The 15,508-nt window shown below is 49.6% G+C and carries 17 protein-coding genes; 7 read left to right on the top strand and 10 right to left on the bottom strand.

Annotated features, from left to right (window positions below):
• Positions 1 to 19: 19 nt before the first annotated feature.
• Positions 20 to 970 carry a 1,2-phenylacetyl-CoA epoxidase subunit A gene (gene paaA, locus IM638_18470; protein MCA6365022.1) on the bottom strand — a complete coding sequence of 317 codons (951 nt, stop codon included), beginning with the start codon at positions 968 to 970 and terminating at the stop codon, positions 20 to 22.
• A 442-nt stretch (positions 971 to 1,412) separates the two neighbouring features.
• Between paaA and IM638_18465 the strand changes: the two genes are divergently transcribed.
• Positions 1,413 to 2,495, top strand: a complete 1,083-nt coding sequence (locus IM638_18465) for a 2Fe-2S iron-sulfur cluster binding domain-containing protein (GenBank protein MCA6365021.1) — start codon at positions 1,413 to 1,415, stop codon at positions 2,493 to 2,495.
• 18 nt (positions 2,496 to 2,513) lie between these two features.
• Here the strand turns inward: IM638_18465 and IM638_18460 are convergent, their stop codons facing one another.
• The 8 genes from IM638_18460 to IM638_18425 all read right to left on the bottom strand — a co-directional run bounded on the left by IM638_18460 (position 2,514) and on the right by IM638_18425 (position 7,439).
• The gene (locus IM638_18460; GenBank protein ID MCA6365020.1) at positions 2,514 to 3,929 is read right to left on the bottom strand and encodes a TlpA family protein disulfide reductase; all 1,416 of its coding nucleotides are present in this window, start codon (positions 3,927 to 3,929) and stop codon (positions 2,514 to 2,516) included.
• A 74-nt stretch (positions 3,930 to 4,003) separates the two neighbouring features.
• A complete protein-coding gene (gene coaD / locus IM638_18455) occupies positions 4,004 to 4,468 on the bottom strand; it encodes a pantetheine-phosphate adenylyltransferase (GenBank protein MCA6365019.1) in 465 nt (154 codons plus the stop codon).
• A gap of 33 nt (positions 4,469 to 4,501) precedes the next feature.
• Positions 4,502 to 4,660, bottom strand: coding sequence for a hypothetical protein (locus tag IM638_18450; protein ID MCA6365018.1), 159 nt, complete (start codon positions 4,658 to 4,660; stop codon positions 4,502 to 4,504).
• 78 nt (positions 4,661 to 4,738) lie between these two features.
• Positions 4,739 to 5,020 (bottom strand): type II toxin-antitoxin system RelE/ParE family toxin, encoded by a 282-nt coding sequence (locus tag IM638_18445; GenBank protein ID MCA6365017.1) that lies wholly within the window; start codon positions 5,018 to 5,020, stop codon positions 4,739 to 4,741.
• Positions 5,008 to 5,256, bottom strand: a complete 249-nt coding sequence (locus IM638_18440) for a hypothetical protein (protein ID MCA6365016.1) — start codon at positions 5,254 to 5,256, stop codon at positions 5,008 to 5,010. Before IM638_18440 ends, IM638_18445 begins: the two co-directional genes overlap by 13 nt.
• Positions 5,234 to 5,785 (bottom strand): RsmD family RNA methyltransferase, encoded by a 552-nt coding sequence (locus IM638_18435; GenBank protein MCA6365015.1) that lies wholly within the window; start codon positions 5,783 to 5,785, stop codon positions 5,234 to 5,236. The genes IM638_18440 and IM638_18435 overlap by 23 nt, the downstream gene beginning before the upstream one ends.
• The gene (locus IM638_18430) at positions 5,785 to 6,654 is read right to left on the bottom strand and encodes a DUF3822 family protein (protein MCA6365014.1); all 870 of its coding nucleotides are present in this window, start codon (positions 6,652 to 6,654) and stop codon (positions 5,785 to 5,787) included. Before IM638_18430 ends, IM638_18435 begins: the two co-directional genes overlap by 1 nt.
• Positions 6,655 to 6,770: 116 nt before the next feature.
• Entirely contained in the window at positions 6,771 to 7,439 is a 669-nt protein-coding gene (locus IM638_18425) for a Fe2+-dependent dioxygenase (protein ID MCA6365013.1), read from the bottom strand.
• Between the two features lie 122 nt (positions 7,440 to 7,561).
• Here IM638_18425 and IM638_18420 point away from each other — a divergent pair, with 122 nt between their 5' ends.
• On the top strand, positions 7,562 to 8,971 hold the full coding sequence (locus IM638_18420) for an AAA family ATPase (GenBank protein ID MCA6365012.1): 1,410 nt from the start codon (positions 7,562 to 7,564) through the stop codon (positions 8,969 to 8,971).
• 1 nt (position 8,972) lies between these two features.
• On the opposite strand, the gene IM638_18415 is transcribed toward IM638_18420, so the two are convergent.
• Complete coding sequence (locus IM638_18415; GenBank protein ID MCA6365011.1) at positions 8,973 to 9,137, bottom strand: hypothetical protein; 165 nt, start codon at positions 9,135 to 9,137, stop codon at positions 8,973 to 8,975.
• 146 nt (positions 9,138 to 9,283) lie between these two features.
• On the opposite strand from IM638_18415, the gene IM638_18410 reads away from it, so the two are divergent.
• From IM638_18410 to IM638_18390, 5 genes are all read left to right on the top strand, one after another.
• Entirely contained in the window at positions 9,284 to 11,704 is a 2,421-nt protein-coding gene (locus tag IM638_18410) for a TonB-dependent receptor (protein ID MCA6365010.1), read from the top strand.
• Between the two features lie 304 nt (positions 11,705 to 12,008).
• Positions 12,009 to 12,878 carry a sterol desaturase family protein gene (locus tag IM638_18405; protein MCA6365009.1) on the top strand — a complete coding sequence of 290 codons (870 nt, stop codon included), beginning with the start codon at positions 12,009 to 12,011 and terminating at the stop codon, positions 12,876 to 12,878.
• Between the two features lie 91 nt (positions 12,879 to 12,969).
• On the top strand, positions 12,970 to 14,274 hold the full coding sequence (locus tag IM638_18400) for an MFS transporter (protein MCA6365008.1): 1,305 nt from the start codon (positions 12,970 to 12,972) through the stop codon (positions 14,272 to 14,274).
• Positions 14,275 to 14,277: 3 nt separating this feature from the next.
• On the top strand, positions 14,278 to 15,000 hold the full coding sequence (locus IM638_18395) for a (Fe-S)-binding protein (GenBank protein MCA6365007.1): 723 nt from the start codon (positions 14,278 to 14,280) through the stop codon (positions 14,998 to 15,000).
• Between the two features lie 12 nt (positions 15,001 to 15,012).
• Complete coding sequence (locus IM638_18390; protein MCA6365006.1) at positions 15,013 to 15,504, top strand: hypothetical protein; 492 nt, start codon at positions 15,013 to 15,015, stop codon at positions 15,502 to 15,504.
• Positions 15,505 to 15,508 lie beyond the last annotated feature (4 nt).

Below are 15,508 nucleotides of genomic sequence, written 5' to 3'. Positions count from 1 at the left end.
GGACAAAAGGGAGAATAACTCAGGCTACCTGCACCTGTGCGGCTTTGGCTTTTTTGGCGGCGTAAGCTGCGGCAGCTTCACGCACCCATTTGCCTTCTTCGTGGGCACGGATATGGTTTTCGATACGCATTTTGTTGCAGGGACCATTGCCTTTTACCACATTCCAGAACTCTTCCCAGTCAATTTCACCGAAATCATAACTGTTCCGCTCGGCATTCCATTTCAGGTCCTTGTCAGGAACGGTGAGGCCAATGTGTTCGGCTTGCGGCACCGTGCGATCTACAAATTTCTGACGGAGTTCGTCGTTTGTTTCGCGCTTGATTTTCCATTTGATGGATTCGGCGCTGTTTGACGATTCGGCGTCTTTCGGGCCAAACATCATCAGCGTGGGCCACCACCAGCGGTTTATGGCATCCTGCGCCATTGCCTTTTGTTCGGGCGAGCCTTTTGCCAGCGCGCAGATAATTTCGTAGCCCTGACGCTGGTGGAAACTTTCTTCCTTGCATATACGCACCATAGCGCGCGAGTATGGACCGTAGGATGTACGTTGCAGCATTACCTGATTCATAATGGCTGCGCCGTCAACTAACCAGCCAATGGCGCCGATATCGGCCCAGGTAAGTGTGGGGTAATTGAAAATGCTTGAATATTTCGCTTTGCCTGACTGCAGTTGCTGTATTACTTCGTCGCGGCTGATGCCTAACGTTTCGCAGGCGCTGTAAAGGTAAAGACCATGACCGCCCTCGTCCTGCACTTTAGCAAGCAGTACGGCTTTGCGGCGCAGACTCGGGGCGCGGGTAATCCAGTTGCCCTCGGGCTGCATACCAATTACTTCAGAATGGGCATGTTGCGAGATCTGGCGGATAAGGGTTTTGCGGTATTTCTCCGGCATCCAGTCTTTCGGCTCGATGAATTCGCCACGTTCGAGTTTCGCGTCAAATAATTCTTCGAGTTGAATGGTGTTTTCCATGCGGCTTACAAAAGTTTGTGATGCACAAATATACAGAAAGGTTTTGGGCCTGTGCTGACGATTATCATGCCTTTTTCGTAACGGCGGAAGTGCCCGCACTCAACCTGTGCACCCGGTGTGTATTTCATGCAGAATTAAATTTGAAACTGATTTTCATCAGCCTGAACACGCCCTGCGTGCATATTGTTCGTGTACAAAAGGGAATTGAAGATTTGTGGAAGAAATTTATAAATGGTACCTGCCCGTCTTAAACATAGTGGCTGATAAATACCACTCAATTTGCAATGCTGTTCTGGCTCAGTGCAATCTGTGCGTTTGCGGGCTGATGCTGTTTTCGGGGGCTGAGGATGTGGATAAAGTCGGTGCGGGAAAAACCTTAATTGGCAGAACGGGCAGATAATCCTATTTTTGCGCTCCGTTTTCCAATTTTGACCAAAAAAATATGGCTCGTTTTCATTCGCTCAGCGTAAAAGAGATCACCCGCGAAACCGCCGACTGTGTATCAATCGTTTTCGACATTCCGGAAGCGGCAAAGCAGGAGTTTACCTACATTCAGGGGCAATACCTGACGTTGAAACTGCAGGTGGGCGGCGAAGAACTTCGTCGTTCATACTCGCTTTGCAGCAGTCCGGTGGCTGATCCGGAAGTGCGTATTGCGGTAAAAAAAGTGGAGGGCGGCCGTGCGTCAACCTGGCTCAACGATTCGTTGAAAGCGGGTGATAAGTTGGACGTAATGACACCGATGGGCAATTTCTGGTCGGCAATGGATGCCGGAAACGAGAAGCATTATGTGCTTTTTGCAGGCGGCAGCGGCATTACACCTATGCTTTCCATTCTCAAAACCGTGCTGCACAGCGAGCCCAAAAGCCGGATTACACTTTTCTATGGCAACCGCGATGAGCAGTCGGTAATTTTTAAAGCACAGCTTGATGCGCTGGCCGCACAGCATGGCAGCCGTTTCAGCGTGTTTCACGTGCTCGAAAATCCTGCAGCTGGTACAGCCGAACTTTACACCGGCATGCTTACCGAGGTAAAAGTAAAAGCGCTGATCGAAAACCATGTGGGCCTGAACGGTAACAATGAATACTTCATTTGCGGCCCCGGCCCCATGATGGAAAATGTGAAGCAGGTGCTTACACAACTTCGTGTGGATACCAAGCTAATTCATATTGAATATTTTCAGGCAGTAGCTGAAGCCGTGCAGGCTGCCGAAAGCAAAGCCGCCACCGCATCAGCTGCCGGCACCAGCAAAGTCACTGTAATTCTCGATGGCGAAGAAATGCAGTTTGATATTGCCCAAAACGGCGCCACCATTCTCGATGTGGCTTACGATGCGGGCATGGATGTGCCGTTTGCCTGCAAAGGCGGTGTGTGCTGCACCTGCCGCGCCAAAGTAACCGAAGGCACTGTGCGCATGGATCAGAACTTTGCGCTTACCGATGACGAAGTGGCTAAGGGTTACATCCTCACCTGTCAGGCACATCCGGTGTCTGACAATGTGGTGGTGAACTTCGACGAGTTCTAGTCTGTATCTTCTCAGGAATTATCGTTCGCCCACACGCAGCGGTGCGGCACGCGGATTGAGCAGCTTGTAAATTTGCGGCTCAAGTACACCGCCGCTGGGTAAATCGGCCGGGGCGGCAAGCAGGCGGCCTTCTTCGTCAATCAGAAAGCCTACAGGCGTGGCGTAAATGCTGTATGCTTCTTTTGTGCGCTCATCGAAATTGTAGTGCAGCATTACCCAGTTGTATTTCGGGTTTTCGCGCAGGAATTTTTTCCACGCCAGCGTATCATTGCCAACCGACACGGCCACAAACGTCATTTTTTTGCCGTAACGTTTATGCAGTTCACTCATCAGGCGCATTTCATTTTGCGCGTTGGTGTTCCATTCGCTGAAGAAGAAAAGATAAACCGGCTTTCCGGCAAATTCAGTAACCGGATCAATCATTTTGCCGGTTTTGTCGATGGCTTCGAAATGCGCGGCCATGCTGCCGGCTTTGAGTTTGGTATAGAAAGCCACAATGCGGCGGGCAATTTCGCGGTGCTGCGGAATACGGCTTCGCGAGGTGGTTTGCTGGGCAATACTCAGCATGTTTCGCGGAATAAATGCCGGGTTGTGGTAACACTCAAAAAGGCCTTTCAGCATCACCAGTTCGCGCAGGGTATCGCTGCCCATCCAGCGCAGTGGTTTCATGGCATTCATCAGCGAATCATAACTTACCCACTGGTTAATGGCCGCACCAATACCGGCGCCTTCTTTGCGAATGCTGCCCATGTACATGTACTGCTCAAAGAAATTGTTGAAGAAGTTCATGTACTCGTTATTGTTATAAAATATCGGCTTGCCCAGCAGGTAGTTTTTGGCTAGTTTTTTTTCAGGATGAAAGGTGGCATCTTCCATCGAAGCAAACGAAAAATCCATCCACGGCAGGAAATACGGATTCTTTACAAACGCATAATGCTTGCGCATGGCAAGGTGAAAGGAGTCGAGTTTGTGGTATGAATTTTTATCGACGAAATAGCTGAAGTTTTTATTCCAGAATTTCTGAAAACGGGCGTTGAAGTCGATCGCCAGAAAATTCATATCCGTTGAATCTTCGGTGAAGCAGGTGAGTTCGGTTTCGTACTCCACATCCATATTCACCATACGGGCCGAATCGCGGGGCGGGCACATAATACGTACAAGGCGGCCGGGCTCGGTAAAGAAAAAGCCTCGGAGTTTGGCATAACGCACAAACACGCGTTCCACACCTTCGGCTTCGTAGGTAATTTCAAAATGACCATCGCCCTGAATAAGTGTTTCACCCAGTTTGCGTTCGGCCAGGGTAATGTATTCTTCGTAAGTGTGCAAACTGATCATTTGCCCTTCAAAGCCTTTGGCGTAGCCTTCCACGGTGCAAGGCTTGCCCGCTTTCAGTGCGGGCGAAAGCAGCAGCAGGGCAAGCAGAAAACGAAACATGTGCAAATTCATCTGTACGCTCATAAACGATTTTCGGGCAACTGATATTGCGGTGTAATCCAATTCCCGTGCCGTTATTCGCTCAGGTTAATGGCTGCGGGCACAAACTTGGAGGCATCGCCGCCGTTGCGCACAATATCGCGGATAATGGTGGAGTTGATGGCCGAAAGTTCGGGAGTGGGCAAAATGAAAAGGGTTTCAATTTCATCGGCCATGGCTTTGTTCATTTGCGCAATGGCTTTTTCAAACTCAAGGTCAGCCGTAGTGCGCAGCCCGCGCACAATAAACTGCGAACCTTTTTTGCGGCAGTAATCAATGGTAAGCCCCGAAAAGGTTTCCACTTTCACTTTGGGTTCGTCGGCAAAGGTTTGCTCAATCCACCGCTGCCGTTTTTCGAGCGGAAAGAAATAGCTTTTGTTGCTGTTTATGCCAATGGCCACAATCAGCTCATCAAACAAAGGCAGCACACGGCGCACCAGCGATTCATGTCCGCGGGTAAAGGGATCAAATGAGCCCGGGAAAATGGCTATTTTTTTCATGTGACGGATAAATGAGAACAGAGTAAAGGTAAATTATTCGGCTGATTCGGGAATCTTGCTCAACCGGGTGAAATTATGTCCGAACCGCAATTTTGTTTCTTCCGGACCTGAATAACCGTGCAGGCCAGCCATGCCGGTTCCATGCGGAGCAATCATACATACCGAAAGCATGGCTCCGGTTTCGAGTTCCAAAAAACGGCGGGCTTGTTATACTATTTTGCTACTAGGTAAGGTGAAAACCGGTTCGTTTAATGAGCACGTTTGAAGTGCTTACGATATTTTTCTTGCTGCGTGATGAATACGAAGAATGATGATATTTTTTCGCTGGATTTTGTAGAAAATTCTGTAATTGCCGTAAATGATTTCACGTATTGCCGGATTTCCTTTTTCCGGAACAATACGCCCTGAAAGAGGATGTGTTTCTAACAGATCAACAGCGTTAATTAAATGTTCTGTATGCCTGTCTGCATATAGGGCAGAATCAAGGGAAATATAATTATAAATGGATTGGAGATCTTTGATAGCCAGCTTAGACCAGTTTATTTTCGCCATTTTTTTACCAGTTTTTTTACTTCGGCATGGCTTGTGGTTTTGTTTTGCTTCACATCGGCTAATCCGGCTTCAATCTTTTCGATCACAATTAATTGCTCAACCAAATCATCAAGATTAAACTCTTTCGGGAATTCATTTAACGCGGAAATTACAGCTGCTTTTTTCATATTCAAATTTACTAAAGAAAACAGAAGTTTATCAAAGTACTTTTGATTAGTTATCTCCTTCCGTTTCATCCCCGAAAAAACTGAAATGCACCTTCCCGTACTTACGCACTTCTTTCAAATGCGACGTGTCGGTAAACCGTGTGGTATCGGGATGTTCGATAATAAGTAAGCCGCCGGGGGCGAGTAAATTATTGTCGAAAATAAGTTTGGGTAATGAAGCCGTTTCAGTCATGTCAAACGGCGGATCGGCGAAGATGAGGCTGTAGGGTTTACCGCCTTTGCGGATGAACGAAAATACATCGCTGCGCAGGGTGCGTATGCTGCGGAACTCAAATTTTGCGGCGGTGTCCTGAATAAATTTTATGCAGCGTGCGTCGGTGTCCACACAGGTAATGTTTTTGCATCCGCGCGAGGCAAGCTCGTAGCTGATGTTGCCTGTGCCGGCAAACAGATCAAGCACGGTTTCATCTTCAAAGTCGATGCGGTTGCCGAGCACGTTGAACAGGCCTTCTTTTGCAAAGTCGGTGGTGGGGCGCACGGGCAGATTTGACGGCGCTGAAATGCGGCGGCCTTTGTGTGTGCCGCTTATAATTCGGATCATGCGTAGTAGTGCAGGGCAAAAAGGTTAAAATGCCAGTGTGCAAGCAGTTGCCCGAAACCGGCTGCAAAGCGGGCATCCACCGGGCGGCCGCCAAATTTTACATGGCGCACATATTTGGTGAGCAGTTTATAAATGCCCGAATCGGGATCAATTTCGCCCACTATATCCATGGGCACCTGTTCGGGATTGAGGCGCAGCTGTTCGCAGGCAAAGAGCAGGTAATAGGCCACATCTTCGGCACTCTGGTAGCGATAGGTGTTGGCCAGCAGCAGCAGGCCACCATCGCTGATCAGCAAATCAAACCGCTGCTGCTGGATGTGAACAAGCACGCGGCGGCCTTCGGCATTTTTGTTTACCGAGAGTGTGCGCTCGATGAGCGGCGAGAGGTGATTGCGGAAACGAATGCCGGCAAACTGCCTGCGCAACACGGCCGTGAGGCTTTCGGCCACTGCGTATATGTTGCGCGCATCGGGCTGGCGAAGTAAATCGGTAAGCACTTCGTCGGCCTCGCTCAGCGGCTGGTTGAAACGTAAATACTGCGCCGCCGAAGCACTGTCGAACAAGGCCGCCGGCACCAGCGTAAAGCGTTCGGTGACCAGTATGCAATCAGTGCGCTTGAAACGGTTGGTCAGCCAGTCGTGATTGGCGGCCAGCAGTTCTACCGTAGCCGCCAGCGTATGCTCATCGGCCACTTTGCGCAGCGGGTAGTGCTCAAACGCAAGAAAATCGTTGGTGAGATTGTCGAGCACGGCCAGCGAAATGGCTTCGGCACTAATTTCGAGCACGAGGCAAAAGCTCTCGCTGCGTTCGGGATCGAAGGCAGAATCGCGGAAACTGATGCTTGGAACGGGAGTTCGGGCGGCCATGTGGCGGCAAAGTTAACAATTTCAGTGGCTGAGTTCCCGCAAGCCTGCGGGAATCGAAGCCACCGGGTACAATTGCTTGTCGCGGTGGCTGAGCTTGTCGAAGCCACCGCATCCGCTCAGCTTTCGCTCCACATGCGCATGAGGTTGCTCCAGGTCTGGAGCAGCAGATTGGCTTCGGGCGCATGCTGGCCTTTTTCGCCGAGCGACTGATACACGCGCTGAAGGTTGAAAAGGATATCGCGTTGCTGCGGATCGCGCACGGCGCATTGCAGCCAGCTGATGGCCACTATGCGGCGGCCGGAAGTTACTTCGGCCACACGGTGTACATTGTTGCACGAATAGATGACAGCACTGCCCCGCGCGGCTTTTATTTGCTGAATGCCGCTGCCGGTTTCAATTTCAAGCTCGCCGCCGTTGCAGGCGGTAGGCTCGCTCAGGAAAATGGTAATGGCCAGATCCGTGCGCAGCGGCGGATTGCCCATGATCGGATGGTCGATATGCCAGCCGTAGCTGTGGCCCTGATCGAAACGCGAAACCGCAAACGGCGACATGCGCAGCGGCACAAACAACGCCTGAAACATGGGATGCTGTGTGAGCGCCTGATTGATAAGCTGCTGAATCTGCGGCAGCACCTGTCGGTCGTCGGGTGCAATCTGAAGGTGGTTGCGCACGGCGTCACGCTCGGCAGGAAGTGCGAAGTTTGCAGCGCCAATGAGCGAATCGAGCGCGGAAAGCTGCTGCGGCGAAAGTAAATTGTCGAGTATGGTGAAGGGGTGTGTGTTCATAAAACAGGTTAAACAGGAATAATTTATTGATTGATACAAATGTAAGTGATGGATGGCGGCTGCAAAAACAAAAAACGTTGCAATCAATTCTCACCAAATAATTTCAGAACTTCACCCCTGAAATGAATTTCGCCGAACAAATCCTCGCCCAGTTCCCGTTTGAGCCCACCGACCCGCAGCGGCGCGTGGTGCAGCGGCTGGCCGAATTTGTAACCGACCCCGATCCGCAGCGGGTGTTTCTGCTGCGCGGTTATGCCGGTACGGGCAAAACCAGCTTAGTGAGTGCGCTTGTGAATGCCCTGCCGTCAATTCGCCGCCGGTGCATTTTGCTGGCACCTACCGGGCGTGCAGCCAAAGTACTTTCGGGCTACTCAGGGCAAACGGCGTGGACCATTCACAAAAAGATTTACCGTCCTTCGGTTTCGGCCGATGAAGGCTTTTTTGCCTTGCAAAGCAATCCGCACCGCAACACACTTTTTATTGTGGACGAAGCCTCGATGATTGGCGAAGGCGGCGCGGAAAAAGGCTTCACCAAACAGAGCCTGCTTGATGATCTGATGCAGTATGTGTATGGTGGCGATAACTGCCGCCTGCTGCTGGTGGGCGATACGGCACAGCTTCCGCCGGTGGGCCTGCTGCACAGCCCGGCGCTTGATCCTGAGTTTTTGAAACGCGCGTATGCCTTACCTGTAGGCGCTTTCGAGCTGCGCGAAGTGGTGAGACAGGGGCAGGAATCAGGTGTGCTGTACAATGCCACCAAGCTGCGTATCGACATTGCGCAGGGCGAGAAAAGCGTGCAGCCGAAGTTTGAACTGCAAGGCTACAAAGATGTAATCCGCATTCAGGGCGGCGATTTGCTGGATGCGCTCGAAGATGCCTACCGGACATACGGCGCAGAAGATACCATTGTAATTTGCCGTTCAAACAAACGCGCAAACCTTTACAATCAGCAGATCCGCGCGCGCATCCGCTGGCAGGAAGACGAAATTTCGGCCGGCGATCATTTAATGGTCGTAAAGAATAATTACATGTGGCTGCCCGACGAATCGAAAGCGGGCTTTATTGCCAACGGCGATGCCGCCGTGATACAACGCATCCGCAAGTACCGCGAAATGCACGGCTTCCGCTTTGCCGATGTGGTGCTGCAACTCACTGATTACCCCGAAGAACCCGAACTCGAAGCGCGCATCATGCTCGATACGCTGCACACCGAAGCACCCGCGCTTACCAGTCCGCAGCAGGCGCAACTCTACGAAAGTGTGGCCGAAGATTACCTCCATTTACCCACCAAACGCGACCGCTACCTCGGCATGAAAGCCGATCCGTGGCTTAATGCGTTGCAGGTGAAATTCGGCTACGCAGTAACCTGTCACAAAGCGCAGGGCGGGCAGTGGAAAGCCGTGTTTATTGAACAAGGTTACCTGACTGATGAAATGGTGAATCAGGATTTTTTACGCTGGCTTTATACAGCCCTCACGCGTACCACAGAGAAAGTCTATCTCATCAACTTCAACGAAGCATTCTACGCCTGAATTACACATTGGTGGAATTCACCGAATCTTCAATTTGCTTCTGTTTCGGGGTAGGCAGATACATATTGCCTTGTGCCTGATACATCTGCACGGCATAATACACACCCATTAACAGCGTAATGCCCAGCGCAATCAGAAACTGACGGTTTCGCAATAGTTCTTTCACGGGAGTATGGAATTTTCTGCAAGATACGTCATACGCAAGGATGTGTACATCCCAAAATACCTAAAACAGGGTATCGGAATACCCTTGATAGGGTATTGCCGCTGAAAGCGGGTAAGGATAGTTTTGCAGCCTCAACCAAACTCACAATGAAAAAATATATACTGCTTACGCTTGCCTTGTTGACCTTCTCGCTGCTGAATGCTCAGTACGCGGGCGTTGTTAAAGGTATCGTGCTGGATGCAAAAACCCGTGAACCACTGTCTTTTGTGAACATAAAGTATGAAAATGTCAAAACCTCCGAGACGAAAGGCGTGCTAAGTGATGAGAAGGGACAATTTGAAGTTAAACTAACACTAGGAACGTATCTGTTTACGTTCACGTATGTGGGTTACAGAGAAGAATTGAAAGAAATTAAACTGGAACCGGGGCATGAATTCAGGGAGATCAATTTACAGGTGGATATGGAGCCCCCATCCATTGGCCCGCCGGTGATTACCATTGTTGCCGAGTATCCGCAGGCGGGAAAAATGCATCCTGTAAGCGGCACTACTATTGCAGCCGGGAAGAAAAACGATGTAATATATCCGCAAAATTCAGATGCCAATCTGGCACAAAACAATACACGCCAGATTTTTGCGCGAGTGCCCGGTTTAATGATTTGGGAAAACGACGGAAACGGTACCGGCACATCCATAGCCGCCCGTGGCCTCAGCCCGAACCGCTCGTGGGAATTTAATAACCGCCAGAACGGCTACGACATGAGTTCGGATGCTTTTGGGTATCCTGAAGCGTATTATGTGCCGCCGGCAGAAGCCTTAGGCCGTGTGGAAATTATTCGTGGCGCGGCGTCGTTGCAGTTTGGGCCGCAGCTTGGCGGCATGGTGAATTATGTGTTGCAGGAAGGCTCACGCGATAAATCACTTACAGGAAAAGTAAGCCTGAGCGGCGGCTCTTACGGCATGGGCAATGCGTTTACCTCGCTGGGTGGCACAAAAGGAAAACTGAATTACTATGGTTTTTACAATTACCGCCGTTCCGACGGATGGCGCGAAAACAGTGCCTATTTCACCAACACCGGTTATGTAAATGTAAACTGGCTGATAAACAAACGTCTTACCATTGGCATGCAGTTTACCGGCATGCACTATCAGCTGCAGCAGCCCGGTGGCCTAACTGATTCGCTGTTTGCTGCAGATCACCGCGCATCGTTCCGCGAGCGCAACTGGTTTACGATTCGCTGGAACATGCCTGCCGTAACAGCCAATTACCGTTTCGATAACCGCACGCAACTCAGTGCAAAACTCTTTGGTCTGTTTGGCGAACGCAGCAGCGTAGGTTACACTGGTGCCGCAAATACAGTTGATCCCGGCACGGCTCGCACGGTTGACCGCGATTATTACACCAACTACGGTGCAGAAGTGCGTTACCTCATGCCGTTTACACTGCTCGAAAAGGAATCGTTTGTAAGCACCGGTCTGCGCTACTACCGCGGCAACACCCGCCGTGAGCAGGGCAAAGGCACCGATGGAAGCGATGCCGATTACAGCTACACCGCCACACTTACCCGCGATCTCGACCTGAACGCCGAAAACATGGCCGCCTTTGCCGAAGTACTTCTGCAACTTACTCAAAGGCTGAAAGTAGTGCCCGGCGTGCGTTACGAATACATCCGCACCTCGGCCGAAGGCACACCCGCCTTGCAGCGCGAAGAACGCACCAACGGCGTGCCTCTTTTCGGAGTGGGTGCGGAGTATAATTTTTTTAAGGGTTTGTCAGAACGCTCATCGCTTCTTGTGGCGTATGCCAACTGGTCGCAGTCATTCCGTCCTGCCACGTTTAACGATGTATGGACCAACCAGCCTGCGGTGCGTATCGACCAGAGTCTGGGCCCGGTAAAAGGCCAGAATATGGACATCGGTATCCGTGGTGAGATTTTCAAATACTTTTACTACGATGTAAATGCGTTCTTCCTGCTGGTTGACGGCCGCATAGGCGATGTATCGATGACTGACGAAAACGGTAATCCGTATCTGTTTCGTACCAACACCGGCAACAGCACCAACAGCGGCGTAGAATGGTATGTGGAATTTAAACCCTACAAAATTCCCTATCGCAGCCCGCACGACGGAAAGAACTACAGTCGTAAAAACCCGTTCGGTGAGCTCAGTATTTTCACCGCAGGCAGCCACCTCGAAGCCTGGTACACCGGTGGCGCCAACGAAGGCAAACGCGTAGAATATGCGCCGCGCTGGAATGTGCGTGCAGGGTTGATGTATCGCTACAAAGCAGTGAGCGCGTCGTTCAACTGGAACTATATCGACGATGTATATACCGATGCCCGGAACAGCGCTGCAAACGCCTCAGGTACTGCCGGTCCGCTGCCCTCGTACCAGCTTTTTGATTTTGGCTGCACGGTAACTTTGCCCAAAAATGTGGTGGTCAAAGCTGCTGTAAACAACATTGCCGATGTGCGCTATGCCACACGCCGCGCAGGCGGCTATCCAGGCCCCGGCATTATTCCCGGCGAAGGACGTACTGCGATGATTGGTGTTACGATGAATTTCTAATCTATATAAATATATTAACAAAAGAGAAAGCCTGTCGATTTCTGACAGGCTTTCTCTTTTTGTTAAAAAATGAAAAAAGAACTGATGTCAATTCCAAACTTTTTAGTTTTGCTTCGATGACAGTTCAACTTATCTCCACGTTGAAAAAGGGCCGCTCCTCTGTAGGAGTGGCATTTTGCATCCGTAATACTATCTTTTCCATTACCTCTTATCCTTCTGCATAACTGAGTGCGGCAATGCCGGTTAACCGGGCAAAGTCATGAGACTTTGCATGATTATTCATTTACCCTGATCAACCTCAGTTATGGAAATTTTCAACTTCCGCCACGGCGCGGCAGCATTTGAGTTTGTGCTCATTTCAATTTATTTACTCTTCCTTTTTGCCGAATGGATGATTCACCGGCACAGGAAAAGAAAATTGTTTACACGGGCGGGTTTTCTCCGAAATCTCACTATCGGTATTATCGCCTTTACTATCAACTATCTTTTCACCCTTGCATCAATTCCGTTTATGCAACTGCTGAAAGATAATTTCGGTTTATTTGAATTTAACTCGTCTGATTTTTTTCCTGCGCTCGCGTTATTTGTATTGCTCGATTTTATCGAATACGTATTTCACCGGCTTTGTCACCGTATCAATTTATTCTGGGTGGCGCATGTGGTGCATCATCAGAGCGAAGAATATAATCTCACCGTGGGTTTGCGCACTTCTTTTCTTATCCCGTTACTTAATGCTGCATTTTATATGGTGTTTCCGCTGCTTGGATTCAGTGTGGAAATGCTGTTGCTGATGATTTTTATTCAGGGTATGTATCAGTTGGTGATTCATTCGGAAATACCCGGTAAATGGGGCATTCTGGAAAAGGTGCTCATTACTCCTTCATTGCACAGGGTGCATCATGGCAGAAATTTGATATATCTGGATAAAAACTATGGGAAAGTACTATTGATTTGGGATCAGTTGTTCGGAACCTACTGCCCCGAAACAGAGAAACCCGATTTCGGTGTGCTGAATTACCGCGATACTGCCGGAGGCTGGATTAGCATCTGGAACCCGGTGAAGCAAACACTAACGGCCTGGAGGCGTGGAAATAAGCAGGAGCGGATAAAGCTGATTACAGGAACCCCGGATGACGCTTACCGGATTATCCGGAAATTTAACGATTTGAAGTAATTTTTGACTTTTTCCGGGTTGCTGTTCACAACTAAGCCTACTTTTCAACAACCTGCCGCCGGATGATGGCTCCTGACTACATTTGACATGCATGCTGAAAAAAGGTGACCCTAAAATTATTCGTGCCTGGACGTTTTACGACTGGGCCAACTCGGTTTATCCACTGGTAATTTCGTCGGCCATTTTCCCGATTTTTTACGAAACCGTTACCACAAAGCGCGATCCTGAAACCGGAGCAGTAATCAGTGACATGATTACCTGGGCCGGAATTGAGTTTCACAATACGTCGTTTTTGTCTTATGTAGTTGCGCTGTCGTATCTCATTGTCGCTTTTTTCTCGCCGGTGCTTTCGGGCATTGCTGATTATTCAGGCAACAAGAAACGTTTTCTTCAGTTTTTCTGTGTGCTGGGTGCTGTGTCTTCTTCCTTGCTGTGTTTTTTTGATGCCACACACATCGGGTGGAGTATGGCTGCGTTACTCTTTGCAAGTATTGGATATTGGGGAAGTCTTGTGTTTTATAATGCCTACCTCCCTGAAATTGCCGAACCGGCAGACCACGACAAGGTGAGTGCCCGTGGTTTTGCAATGGGATATATTGGTAGTTCTTTGCTGTTGATTATTATTCTTGTACTTGGGTCATTTACCAAGATAATGCCAATAAAATATGGCTTTTTACTTGTTGGTATCTGGTGGATCAGCTTTGCGATGTTTACATTTCGTCGGTTGCCCAACAATGTATATAATCACAAAGTAGAAGGCAATGTTTTCTCGAAAGGCTACGCCGAACTGATGAAAGTATTCCGTGATGTGCTTACACGAAAACAGCTTCGTCGCTTTCTCGGATCTTACTTTATGTACAACATGGGTGTGCAAACGGTAATGATTATGGCCGTGCCTTTTGCCACAAAAGCCATTGCGTGGGATAGTAAAGAACACATGCAAACCAGTCTGATCATCAGTATTCTGCTGATTCAGTTTCTGGGTGTGGCAGGATCGTTTCTGATGTCAGGCCTTTCAAGAAAAATCGGTAACCTGAAAACGTTAGGAATTGTTATCGCCATGTGGGTTGGTGTGTGTTCAATGGTATTTGCTATAGTCGATATGCCGGTTGAATTCTATATCACCGCCGCCTGTGTAGGCTTGGTAATGGGAGGCATTCAGGCACTTTCGCGTTCCACGTATTCCAAAATGCTTCCCGAAACCGAAGACCATGCTTCTTACTTCAGCTTCTTTGATGTAAGTGAGAAAATAGGTCTGGCAATTGGCACAAGTACCTTCGGGCTTATTGAAGATGCCACCGGCGGTATCCGCAATTCGGTATTATCGCTCATTATTACCTTTATTATCGGTTTCCTGCTCCTGCTGCGGGTACCCAAATCAGAAACCGTTCGTTAATTCATGATCGTCGATCTCTTCATACCCTGCTTTGTCGATCAGCTGTATCCTGAAACCGCACTGAATATGATTAAAGTGCTGGAGCGGGTGGGCTGCTCGGTAAATTACAATCACGAACAAACCTGCTGTGGTCAGCCTTCATTTAACGCGGGCTACTGGGATCACTGCAAGGAGGTGGGCGAAAAATTCATCAAGGAATTTCAGAACGACCGCTACATTGTTTCGCCTTCTGCTTCGTGTCCGGGCTTTGTGCGTAATTATTACAGCGAAATTTTTCACAATTCGGTGCTGCACAACCAGTGCCGGCAGGTGCAGAAAAACATGTATGAATTCACCGATTTTCTGGTGAATGTGCTGAAGATAACCGATCTCGGTGCGGTGCTCAACGGCACGGCTGTGTATCACGATTCATGCAGCGGACTGCGTGAGTATGGCATTCACCGCGAGCCGCGTGTGCTGCTTTCGAAAGTGCGCGGACTGGAAGTGAAGGAAATGGAACGGGCCGATGTATGCTGCGGTTTTGGCGGTTTGTTTGCCGTGAAGCACGAAAACATTTCGGTGGGCATGGCCGACGAAAAAGTGCGCGCCGCCGAAGAAGCCGGAGCCGAGTACATCATCTCTACCGATCTTTCCTGTTTGCTCCACCTCAACGGCTACATCACCCAGCAAAAAAAGCAGATTAAGGTGATGCACATTATTGATGTACTGGCCACCGGCTGGGATTAATTGTTGTACCTAATGAATACGCTGCAGCACCAACTCATGCGCATGGCCCGTTACAATGCGTGGGCAAACGAACTGATGGCCACTGCCATTGCATCAGTGCCGGTAGAATGGCTCGACCAGGAGCAGAAAAGCAGTTTCAGCACAATCCGTAAAACGACAAATCATTTGAGCGGCGGCGAAATGGTGTGGATGAAACGCATGCAGGGCACTTCGCTCACTGCTTTTCCCGAAAGCGAATATCCGGCGCCGTCAAACTACCACAGCAGCAGCCGCGCACTCCTTTCATTCCTCCGGCAGCAGCCTGATTCGTTTTTCGAAGGAGAAATCCGCTACAGTGCCTTAAACGGCGATGCTTTTGAAACACCCGTGGCCGATGTGCTTCAGCATTTGTTCAATCACGGCACATTTCACCGCGGGCAACTTGTAACCCTGCTTCGCGGCTGCGGATTTGAAGGTAAGCTGCCTCAAACCGATTTTATCGCCTGGCAGCGTTTGCGCGGATAAAATT

The organism is Bacteroidota bacterium (assembly GCA_020402865.1).
Lineage (GTDB): Bacteria > Bacteroidota > Bacteroidia > Palsa-965 > Palsa-965.
Note: the sequence above shows the minus strand (reverse complement) of the source record. Positions and strands in the feature narration are given on the sequence as shown.